Source organism: Rhodoferax sp. (assembly GCF_014859475.1).
Taxonomy (GTDB): Bacteria; Pseudomonadota; Gammaproteobacteria; order Burkholderiales; family Burkholderiaceae_C; genus Rhodoferax.
Genome location: NZ_JACUUE010000089.1, coordinates 1 through 10,353 on the forward strand (window position 1 = coordinate 1; position 10,353 = coordinate 10,353).

At 61.2% G+C, this 10,353-nt stretch carries 11 protein-coding genes; 5 read left to right on the plus strand and 6 right to left on the minus strand.

Going from position 1 to position 10,353, the window contains the following annotated elements:
- On the minus strand, window positions 1-284 hold a 284-nt coding region (locus IBX54_RS09075), incomplete at its 3' end, for a GMC family oxidoreductase N-terminal domain-containing protein (RefSeq protein ID WP_296542339.1).
- A 141-nt stretch (window positions 285-425) separates the two neighbouring features.
- Here IBX54_RS09075 and IBX54_RS09080 point away from each other — a divergent pair.
- Entirely contained in the window at window positions 426-1,553 is a 1,128-nt protein-coding gene (locus IBX54_RS09080; RefSeq protein ID WP_296542340.1) for an ABC transporter permease, read from the plus strand.
- The gene (locus IBX54_RS09085; protein WP_296542341.1) at window positions 1,550-2,383 is read left to right on the plus strand and encodes an ABC transporter ATP-binding protein; all 834 of its coding nucleotides are present in this window, start codon (window positions 1,550-1,552) and stop codon (window positions 2,381-2,383) included. The genes IBX54_RS09080 and IBX54_RS09085 overlap by 4 nt, the downstream gene beginning before the upstream one ends.
- On the opposite strand, the gene mnmE is transcribed toward IBX54_RS09085, so the two are convergent.
- The 5 genes from mnmE to rpmH all read right to left on the minus strand — a co-directional run bounded on the left by mnmE (window position 2,360) and on the right by rpmH (window position 6,444).
- Window positions 2,360-3,766: a tRNA uridine-5-carboxymethylaminomethyl(34) synthesis GTPase MnmE gene (gene mnmE / locus IBX54_RS09090; RefSeq protein ID WP_296542342.1), complete on the minus strand. Its 1,407-nt coding sequence runs from the start codon at window positions 3,764-3,766 to the stop codon at window positions 2,360-2,362. The two genes, IBX54_RS09085 and mnmE, sit on opposite strands and share 24 nt — an antisense overlap.
- Before the next feature lie 68 nt (window positions 3,767-3,834).
- Entirely contained in the window at window positions 3,835-5,562 is a 1,728-nt protein-coding gene (gene yidC / locus IBX54_RS09095) for a membrane protein insertase YidC (protein WP_296542343.1), read from the minus strand.
- Window positions 5,559-5,843 carry a membrane protein insertion efficiency factor YidD gene (gene yidD / locus IBX54_RS09100; protein WP_296542344.1) on the minus strand — a complete coding sequence of 95 codons (285 nt, stop codon included), beginning with the start codon at window positions 5,841-5,843 and terminating at the stop codon, window positions 5,559-5,561. Before yidD ends, yidC begins: the two co-directional genes overlap by 4 nt.
- Window positions 5,840-6,259, minus strand: coding sequence for a ribonuclease P protein component (locus IBX54_RS09105; protein ID WP_296542345.1), 420 nt, complete (start codon window positions 6,257-6,259; stop codon window positions 5,840-5,842). The genes yidD and IBX54_RS09105 overlap by 4 nt, the downstream gene beginning before the upstream one ends.
- A 50-nt stretch (window positions 6,260-6,309) precedes the next feature.
- Window positions 6,310-6,444, minus strand: a complete 135-nt coding sequence (rpmH, locus tag IBX54_RS09110) for a 50S ribosomal protein L34 (protein WP_006299042.1) — start codon at window positions 6,442-6,444, stop codon at window positions 6,310-6,312.
- 223 nt (window positions 6,445-6,667) lie between these two features.
- On the opposite strand from rpmH, the gene dnaA reads away from it, so the two are divergent.
- The 3 genes from dnaA to IBX54_RS09125 form a co-directional block, all read left to right on the plus strand.
- The gene (gene dnaA, locus IBX54_RS09115; protein ID WP_296542346.1) at window positions 6,668-8,077 is read left to right on the plus strand and encodes a chromosomal replication initiator protein DnaA; all 1,410 of its coding nucleotides are present in this window, start codon (window positions 6,668-6,670) and stop codon (window positions 8,075-8,077) included.
- A gap of 105 nt (window positions 8,078-8,182) precedes the next feature.
- Complete coding sequence (gene dnaN, locus IBX54_RS09120; protein WP_296542347.1) at window positions 8,183-9,289, plus strand: DNA polymerase III subunit beta; 1,107 nt, start codon at window positions 8,183-8,185, stop codon at window positions 9,287-9,289.
- Between the two features lie 42 nt (window positions 9,290-9,331).
- Window positions 9,332-10,353 (plus strand): ATP-binding protein (locus IBX54_RS09125; protein WP_296542348.1); only part of this gene is annotated, 1,022 nt, incomplete at its 3' end.

Consider the following 10,353-nt stretch of genomic DNA (forward strand, 5'->3'; position numbering starts at 1 on the left):
ATCATGCCGTTGATGCTGCTGCAGCCGCCCAGCACCTTGCCGCGCGGGTAGCGCAGGCTGCGCCCGTTCAGGCCGGCATCGGGCTCGGTTTTGTAAAGCCAGTCGGTGCGCGGATTGCCAATGCAATAGAGGTAGCCCACCGGAATGTGAATCCAGTGGTAGTTGTCCAAACGGCCCGCCTCGATCAGCAGCACGCGTTTGCTTGCATCCCGCGACAAGCGGTTGGCCAGCAGGCAACCGGCCGTGCCAGCACCAATGATGATGTAGTCGTAGTGGGTGTTCATGGCGAAACTCTTTCTTTTGTCGTGGTCATGGCGCGGCCTGGGCCTTGTCTCGGTCAACATTTTGCCCCACGACTCGCACAAGGTCGAAAAAACCAGCCGCCGCCGCGTTGCCGTTAACATTCCGAACACACCACTTGCACCATGCCCGAATCTGCCCCCACCCTGACCCTGCAAACTGCCGCCGACGGTGGTCACTGTGCGGTGCTGGGCGGCAGTTGGAGCGCGGCGTGGCTGGCCGAGCCGACCAGCTGGCGCCGCGTCAGCCAGGGGTTGGCTGACCTGGTCACCCAGGGCGTCGTGACCTGGGACTTGCGCGCCATCACCCGGCTCGATCACACTGGCGCGCAATTGCTGTGGAATACCTGGGGCCGCCAGTGGCCGGCGCAGGTGCAGTTGCACACTGGCCAGCGCACCATGCTGGCGCGGGTGGCGCGCTTCACGGCACCGGTGGCCAAACCGGCGCGGCGTTCGGTGGCGCAGCTGTACCTGCGGCTGGGCGAATTGCTGTTTCAACTGTGGGACCATGTGCTGGGATTGTTGACGCTGGCGGGGCAGTTGCTGCTCGATGGGGTGACGTTGCTGCGCGCACCCCGGCGCGGCCCCTGGCGCGATGTGTCGGGCCACCTGTACCGCATCGGGGCTACCGCGCTGCCGGTGACTGCCCTGGTGGGTTTTACCATTGGCGTGGTGCTGGCCTACCTGATGTCGCGCCAATTGCGCCAGTTCGGCGCCGACACCTTCATCGTCAACATCCTCGGTCTTGCCGTCATCCGCGAGTTGGGGCCGATGCTGGCGGCCATTTTGATTGCCGGGCGCTCGGGGTCGGCCATTACCGCGCAGATCGGCGTGATGCGCGTGACTGAAGAGCTTGATGCCATGCGCGTCATGGGTATCGCCCAGGGCTACCGGCTGGTGCTGCCGCGCGCCATCGCTATGGCCATTGCCATGCCGCTGATCAGCGTCTGGACCACGCTGGCCGCGCTGCTGGGCGGTATGCTGGCCGCCGACGTGGTGCTGGGCGTGACACCCGCGTATTTTTTTGCCGCGCTGCCAGATGCGGTCGAGCTCAGCAACCTGTGGCTGGGCTTGGGCAAGTCGGTGGTGTTCGGACTGCTGATTGCGCTGATCGGCTGCCACTATGGCCTGCGTGTCAAGCCCAACACCGAAAGCCTGGGCCAGGGCACCACGGCCTCGGTGGTCACGGCGATCACGGTGGTGCTGCTGGTGGATGCGGTGTTTGCCGTGGTTTTCAAGAATGTCGGCCTATGAAGCAACCCATGCTTGAGAAGCAGTCCGTGGTCGAGATTGACAAGTTGTGGTCGGTGTTTCACGAGGCTGGGCGCGACGTGGTGATTCACCAAGACCTGAGCCTGCGCATCGGCAGCGGGGAGCTGCTGTCGATCGTGGGCGGCTCCGGCAGTGGCAAAACCGTGCTGCTGCGCCAGATGTTGGGCCTGGAAGTGCCCGCGCGCGGCCGCGTCACGGTGTTGGGCGAGGCGGCATCGAGCATGGGGCGCGAGGGCGCCGCGAGCCGGGTCGGCATGCTGTTTCAGCACGGCGCGCTGTTTTCTGCTTTCAGTGTGCTCGACAACATCGCCTTCGCCCTGCGCGAGCTCAATACCTTGCCGCGCGACCTGATCGTTGACGTGGCCATGGTCAAGCTGCGCATGGTCGGGCTCGACGCCACGGCGGCGCACAAAATGCCAGCTGATTTATCGGGCGGCATGACCAAGCGCGCGGCGCTGGCGCGCGCGCTGATCATGGACCCGCCGCTGCTGCTGCTCGACGAGCCCACCGCCGGGCTCGACCCCGGCAGCGCTGACGAATTTTGTGCGTTATTGCAGTCTTTGCACCAGGAACTGGGTCTGACCGTGGTCATGGTCACGCACGACCTCGACACGCTGCTTGAGCTCAGCACCCGTATCGCCGTGGTGGCAGACCGCCACATCGTGGCTGATGGCAGCGCCGCCGAGGTGATGGCGCAGTCGCACCCGTTCATCAAGGAGTTTTTTCTGGGTGAGCGCGGCAGGCGTGCCAGCGCCTTGCTGCAGGAGCCGCTTTACGCGCCTTCGAGCTTACTTGCCGATACAAAAACTTGAAAAAATCACACCCAGCAAATCGTCCGAGGTGAATTCACCGGTGATCTCGCCCAGGGCGTTTTGCGCCAGCCGCAATTCTTCGGCCAACAAATCCAGCGCTTGCGCTTGGGCTTGCAGGTGCATTTGTGCCGCCTGCAGATGGTCTTGCGTCTGCTGCAAGGCCTGCACGTGGCGCTCACGTGCCATAAAAACGCCTTCCGAGCCCGACTGCCAGCCGGCCACCTGGAGCAGCTTATGGCGCAGCGCATCAAGCCCGGCACCGGTTTTGGCTGACAGCTGCAAGCCGTCCGGCAGGTCATGCGCCGGGGCGGTGTCCATCTTGTTCCAGACCTCGATCACCGGCACCTGCCTGGGTATCTTTTTGGCGATGGTTTGGGCGATGGCGGCATCGTCGGCGCGGTAAGCGGCAAGGTCCAGGCGCGTCAGGTCATGCAGAAAAAGCACCGCATCGGCTTGCGCAATGGCGTCCCAGGCGTGGGCGATACCGATCTTTTCAACCTCGTCGTCGCTGTCGCGCAGACCGGCGGTGTCCACCACATGCACCGGCACGCCCTCGATCTGGATGGTTTGCTGCACCTTGTCGCGGGTGGTGCCCGCAATGGCGGTGACGATGGCCAGTTCGGACCCGGCCAGCGCGTTAAGCAGGGACGACTTGCCGGCGTTGGGCTGGCCCGCAATGACCACCTTGATGCCTTCGCGCAGCAGCGCGCCCTGTTGCGCGCAGGCCATCAGCGCCGTCAAATTCTGAATCAGTTGTGCGAGCTGCCCCTGCGCATCGGCCTTTTGCAAAAAGTCGATATCCTCTTCGGGGAAGTCGAGTGTCGCTTCGACCAGCATGCGCAAATGGATCAGGGCATCGCGCAATTGGTGCACTTCTTGCGAAAAAGCCCCGGCCAGCGAGCGGCTGGCGCTGCGCGCCGCGGCCTCGGTGCTGGCGTCGATCAGGTCGGCAATGGCTTCGGCCTGTGCCAGGTCGATCTTGTCGTTGAGAAAGGCGCGCTCGGAAAACTCGCCTGGCAGCGCCACGCGCAAATGCGCCAGCCGTGCCTGACCGGTGGCGTTCGGTTCGGCTGCCGCCTGCAGGCAGCGCGCCAGCAGCAGTTGCAGCACGACCGGCCCGCCGTGGGCTTGCAGCTCCAGCACGTCTTCGCCGGTAAAAGAATGCGGCGCAACAAAATAAAGCGCCAGGCCATGGTCGATAGCCTGGCCAGTGTCGTCAAGAAATGCGGTGTAAGTGGCTTCGCGCGGTTTGAGGGGCCGTCCGCACAGTGCCAGCACCAGCGCCTGCAAGCCGCGCCCACTGACCCGCACCATGCCCACAGCACCGCGACCCGGCGCCGTGGCAATTGCCACGATCGGGTCACTGTGGCGTGGCAGGCTCACGGGGCGATCCAATCAGTTGGGGACAGAGCACGCACACTGCGTGTCGCTTTGGTCTGTCCCACAAGGTCTCAGAATTTCGGCAGGTGGAACTTCGGCGGCACGCCCATGCGGGTGTTGATAACCCACTGCTGGGCAATCGACAGCACGTTGTTGGTGATCCAGTACAGCACCAGACCGGCCGGGAAGAAGAAGAACATCACGCTGAAAGCCAGCGGCATGAACCACATTAGCTTGGCCTGCATCGGGTCTGGCGGTGCCGGATTCAACGAGGTCTGCAAAATGGTGGTCAGCGCCATCACGATCGGCAAAATGTAGAGCGGGTCGGGGCTGGAGAGGTCGTGAATCCAGCCCAGCCACGGCGCGTTGCGCATCTCGACGCTGGCCAGCAGCACCCAATAGAGCGCAATGAATACCGGAATCTGGATCATGATCGGGAAGCAGCCGCCCATCGGGTTGACCTTTTCCTCGCGGTAAATGCGCATCATTTCCTGCTGCATTTGCTGCGGGTTGTCTTTCAGGCGCTCGCGCATTTCCATGATGCGCGGGTTCACTGCCTTCATCTTGGCCATGCTCGAATAGGCCTTGGCATTGAGCCAGTAAAACGCCGCCTTGAGCAACAGCACCAGCGCCACGATCGACCAGCCCCAGTTGTTGATGAAGCTGTGTAACTTGTCGAGCAGCCAGTACAGCGGCTTGGCCAGAATGGTCAGCCAGCCGTAGTCCTTGACCAGTTCCAGCCCGGGGGCCAGTGCCTCCAGGATTTTTTCTTCCTGCGGGCCGGCATAGAGCGTGGTGGCAATGGTTTTGCGAGCCCCCGGTGCAATCGACTCCAGCGGTGCAATCATGCCCACCGAGTAAAGGTTGGTATCGACTTTGCGCGCAAACAGGTCGCGCTGGATGCCGTCGGCCAGCAGCCAGGCGCTGGCAAAGTAGTGCTGCACCATGGCCACGTAGCCGTTTTGTGCGGTCTTTTCAATGTCAACCTTGCCTTTTTCGATGTCGGAAAAATCGACCTTCTGGTATTTCTGGGCTTCGGTGTAAACGGCCGGGCCGGTAAAGGTGAAATAAAACGACGATTCGCCCGGCGGCTTGTTGCCGTCACGCACCAGTTGCAGGTAAAGCTGCGGGGCGACCGCTGCCGCGCCCACATTGACGACCTCGTGCTTGACGGCCACCACGTAGCTGCCGCGAGTGAGCGTGTAGGTCTTGACGAGCTGGACGCCGCCCACCTCGGGCGACTCAAAACGCAGTTCCAGGCTCTGGCTGCCCTCGGGCAAGCGGCGCTCGCCGGGTGCCAGCGTCATGATCGTTTTGTGGGTTGGCAGGGCAGGGCCGCCCGCGCTGGCGATCAGCCCGGAATGGGCCAGATAGACACGGTCCATGCTGTTGTTGAACAGGACGAAATTGCGGCTTTTGTCCGCCATATCGGCGTGTTTGAGCAGTTCGGCCTTGACCAGCGAGCCGCCTTCGGTGCTGAAAGTGAGTTTGAAAACATCGGTTTCGACCTGCACCAGTTCCTGCCCGGCGGCGGGCGCAGCAACAGGCGCTGCCAAAGCGGGCACCGCCCCGGCGATTTGGTCGGCACCTGCCACGCTGCTGCTGGCCACAGGCACGCTGCTGGGCAGACTGCCTGGCACGCTGGCGCCAGCCGTTGGGTCTTGGGTTTGCACGACGGCGGGTGTGCTGCTGGGGAAGAAAGTGGCTTTGCGGCCGTTGTAAACCTGCCATTGATCCCACAACATGACCAGGGAAAAACCAAAAATCACCCACAAAATGGTGCGGCGGATATCGTTCATGAGGACTTCTTTTGAGTGGAAGAGGGAATCAACCGGGTAAACAAACGGGACGAGGCCTTGGGCGATGCTTCAGGCACTGGATCAAGCCCGCCATCACACCAGGGGTGGCAGCGCCCGATGCGTCGCAGCATCAGGTAGCTGCCCCGGGCGCCACCAAAACGTTGCAGCGCCTGCAGCGCATAAACGGAACAGGTCGGCTCGAAGCGACACGATGAACCCAGCCAGGGGCTCAAAAAAAGCCGATAGCCCCTGACCAGCAGAATCAACAACCTTGCCATCACGCCGTCACAGTCGCGCCATGGCCGGGAGCGGCACCGCTGGCGCGCTCCAGGAGCAGTTGCAACTCGGTTCGTGCCGCCAGCTTCAGGGCATCAGAGCTGGCGCTCACAAACTGCGCCCGGTCAAAACCACTGCGCAGCCGCACCACATAGGCGGCCACCGGCAATCGGGCTTGGTACAACTGGCTCACGGCGTAAATCTGGCGCTTCAGTGCGTTGCGTGTCACGGCGCGCTTGGCCCAGCGTTTGGGCACCATGGCACCCAGCCAGACGGTTGCCACGTTGAACAAAGGTTTGGCGCTCAGGTCCACCGGATCAGCGTTCAGTGCCACGGCATGCAGGGCAAAATGCGCGGTGCGCGCCAGCGTCGATCCCGCCAGCACGACCTGGAACTGACGCCGACTTTTGAGCCGTTGCAAAGTGTGTCAAGCGTTGCAGCACATGAGAGCGAACTGCGTTAAGCGCTCGATCAGACAGCCAGACGCTTGCGGCCTTTGGCGCGGCGCGCGTTGATCACGGCACGACCGCCACGGGTTTTCATGCGCACCAGAAAGCCATGGGTACGGGCGCGACGAATTTTGGAGGGTTGGTAAGTGCGTTTCATTTTTGGAAATCCTAAGAAGCTCGGAGGCAACCTGCCCCGGTATGTTGACTTATGCCAACGGCATGAACGTTATTTCACCTGAACAGCTCGGGCGAACCGCGGATTATCGCAAATTTTTTGACGGCCGGTGAATCACGGGAAGACCCGTAGTGTGGATAAGCATTTGATAATTTAGAATACAGAGGGTCAGAAATCAAAATTATCCACAGAAACAAATCGCAAAATGACCGAGGGACTCCACCCCACCTCCCCAGCCGTGCAAGACCAAAGTGGCGCAGATTTTTGGCAAGCCTGTATCGATCAGCTGGCGCAGGAACTTCCCGAACAACAGTTTCAGACCTGGATCAAGCCGCTGTCGGCCCAGGTCGCCGACGACTTGGGCAAAGTCACTATTTTTGTCGCCAACCGTTTCAAAATGGACTGGATCCGGGCCCAGTACAGCCAGCGGCTGGCGCTGATCATGGAGCGCCTGACTGGGCAGGCCGTGCAGATCGAGCTGGCGCTCGCCGCCCGCGAAGCCGTTTCCCGCAAGCCCGAGCCGAAAATTGCCTCGACCGTCGTGTTGGCTGAATCGCTCGCCGAAGCCGACCATTTTCGCCCGGCCGAGCCGCTGAAAAGCCGCCTCAACACGGCGTTGACGTTTGACGCCCTGGTCGAAGGCAGTGCCAACCGCATGGCGCGCGCGGCGGCCATGCACGTGGCCGGCATGCCGGGCCGTCTGTACAACCCTTTGTTCATTTATGGCGGCGTGGGCCTGGGCAAAACCCACCTGATGCACGCGGTGGGCAACCAGTTGATGGCTGACCACCCCAGCGCCAAGGTGCTCTACATTCACGCCGAGCAGTTTGTCACCGATGTGGTGAAAGCCTACCAGCGCAAGGCGTTTGACGAATTCAAGGAGCGCTACCACTCGCTTGATTTGTTGCTGATCGACGATGTGCAGTTTTTTGCCAACAAGGAGCGCACGCAAGAGGAGTTTTTTAACGCCTTCGAGGCGCTGCTGGCCAAAAAGTCGCACATTGTCATGACCAGCGACACCTATCCCAAGGGCCTGGCTGACATCCACGAGCGCCTGGTGTCGCGTTTTGACTCGGGCCTGACGGTGGCCATCGAGCCGCCTGAGCTTGAAATGCGCGTCGCCATCCTGATCAACAAGGCCAAGGCCGAGGGCATCGTGATGCCCGAAGAAGTGGCCTTTTTTGTGGCCAAAAACGTGCGCTCCAACGTGCGCGAGCTCGAAGGCGCGCTGCGCAAAATTTTGGCGTATTCGCGCTTCAACCAAAAAGAAATTTCCATTTTGCTGGCGCGCGAGGCGCTGCGCGACCTGCTGTCCATCCAGAACCGCCAGATTTCGGTGGAAAACATCCAGAAGACGGTGGCCGACTATTACAAAATCAAGATCGCCGACATGTATTCCAAAAAGCGCCCCGCCAGCATTGCCCGGCCGCGCCAGATTGCCATGTACCTGGCCAAGGAACTCACGCAAAAAAGCCTGCCCGAAATCGGCGAAATGTTTGGCGGGCGCGACCACACCACAGTGCTGCATGCGGTGCGCAAGATCGGCGGCGAGCGCCAGCAGGTCACCGAACTCAACCAGCAATTACACGTGCTGGAACAGACGCTGAAAGGCTGACCTTAAAGGTCTGACACAAATGAGTGGGAAAATAGCCTTTCTATCAAAATCCGGGTTGGGCCAATCGTGGTCAAGCCTGTTAGCCATTGAACCCAAGAGGATGACATGATTGTTTTAAAAGCCACCCAAGACAAGGTTTTGTCGGTTTTGCAGGCGGTCTCGGGCATTGTCGAGCGTCGCCATACGCTGCCCATTCTGGCCAATGTGCTGATTCGCAAGACCGGCGATGCGCTGCAGCTCACCACCAGCGACCTCGAAATCCAGATCCGCACCGCTGCCGAGCTGGGTGGCGATACCGGCGATTTCACCACCACCGTGGGCGCACGCAAGTTGATCGACATCTTGCGTACCATGCCAAACGATCAGCTGGTCTCGCTCGAATCCAGCGCCGCCAAGCTCATTCTCAAGGGTGGCAAAAGCAAGTTCACGCTGCAAACCATGCCCGCCGAAGACTTTCCGCTGGTGCAGGAGTCGGCCAACTTTGGCCCGGCTTTCAGCGTGCCGCAAAAAACGCTTAAAAGCCTGCTGAGCCAGGTGTCGTTTGCCATGGCGGTGCACGACATCCGCTACTACCTGAACGGGATTTTGTTCGTGGCCGAAGGCCAGCAGCTCAGCCTGGTTGCCACCGACGGCCACCGCTTGGCTTTTGTCAGCGCCACGCTTGACGTCGAGGTGCCCAAGCAGGAGGTGATTTTGCCGCGCAAGACCGTGCTCGAGCTGCAGCGCCTGCTGTCCGATGCCGAAGGTGCCATTGAGATGCAATTTGCCAACAACCAGGCCAAGTTCAGCTTTGACGGCATGGAATTCGTCAGCAAGCTGGTCGAGGGCAAGTTCCCCGACTACAACCGCGTGATTCCGCGCAACCACCACAACAGCATCACGCTGGGCCGCGCTGCGCTGTTGGCCACGCTGCAGCGCACCGCCATTTTGACCAGCGAAAAGTTCAAGGGTGTGCGCATCAACATCGACCCCGGCACCCTGCGCGTGGCCGCCAACAATGCCGAGCAGGAAGAAGCCGTGGACGAGCTCGACATCGACTACGCGGGCGACAGCATCGAAATCGGCTTCAACGTGACCTACCTCATCGATGCGCTGAGCAACATGTCGCAAGACATGGTGACGCTGGAGCTCTCCGACGGCAACAGCTCGGCGCTGTTCACCATTCCTGACAACACCACGTTCAAGTATGTGGTGATGCCGATGCGCATCTAAGCCGCTGCTGCCTTGCCCCTTTCAAACCCCACTGACTCCGCCATGACCGAAGAAAACACGCCCGCCCAGCCCCCTGAGAACAATGTTCACACCGGCGAAAGCACGGCTGACAGCTCCAACTTTCAGCCCACCATCGACGCCCACCAGGCAGGCGCTTCCGAGGCTTACGGTGAAGGTTCGATCCAGATTCTCGAAGGTCTGGAAGCCGTGCGCAAGCGCCCCGGCATGTACATTGGCGACACCTCTGACGGCACCGGCTTGCACCATCTGGTGTTCGAGGTGGTGGACAACTCCATCGACGAATCGCTGGCCGGCCATTGCGACGACATTCTGGTCACCATCCACACCGACAACTCGGTGAGCGTGGTCGATAACGGCCGGGGCATCCCGACCGGCGTCAAGATGGACGACAAGCACGAGCCCAGGCGCAGCGCCTCAGAGATTGCCCTGACCGAGCTGCACGCCGGCGGCAAGTTCAACCAGAACAGCTACAAGGTGTCGGGCGGCCTGCACGGCGTGGGCGTGAGCTGCGTCAACGCGCTGAGCAAAATGCTGCGCCTCACGGTGCGCCGCGACGGCAAGGTGCACACGCTCGAATTCAGCCGGGGTTTTGTGCAGAACCGCCTGATCGAAGTGGTCGATGGCGTCGAGGTGTCGCCCATGCGCGTCACCGGCGGGACCGAGCGCCGCGGCACCGAAGTGCATTTTTTGCCTGACACCGATATCTTCAAGGAAAACAACGATTTCCACTATGAGGTACTGGCCAAGCGTCTGCGCGAACTGAGCTTTTTGAACAACGGCGTGCGTATTCGCCTGAAAGACGAGCGCAGCGGCAAGGAAGACGACTTTTCTGGTGCCGATGGCGTGCGCGGCTTCGTCAACTTCATCAACAAGGGCAAAAGCGTCCTGAACCCCAACATCTTTCACGCCACCGGCGACCGCCAGAGCGACCAGGACACCAACATCGGCGTCGAAGTGGCGATGCAGTGGAACAGCGGCTACAACGAGCAGGTGCTGTGCTTCACCAACAACATTCCGCAGCGCGACGGTGGCACCCACCTCAC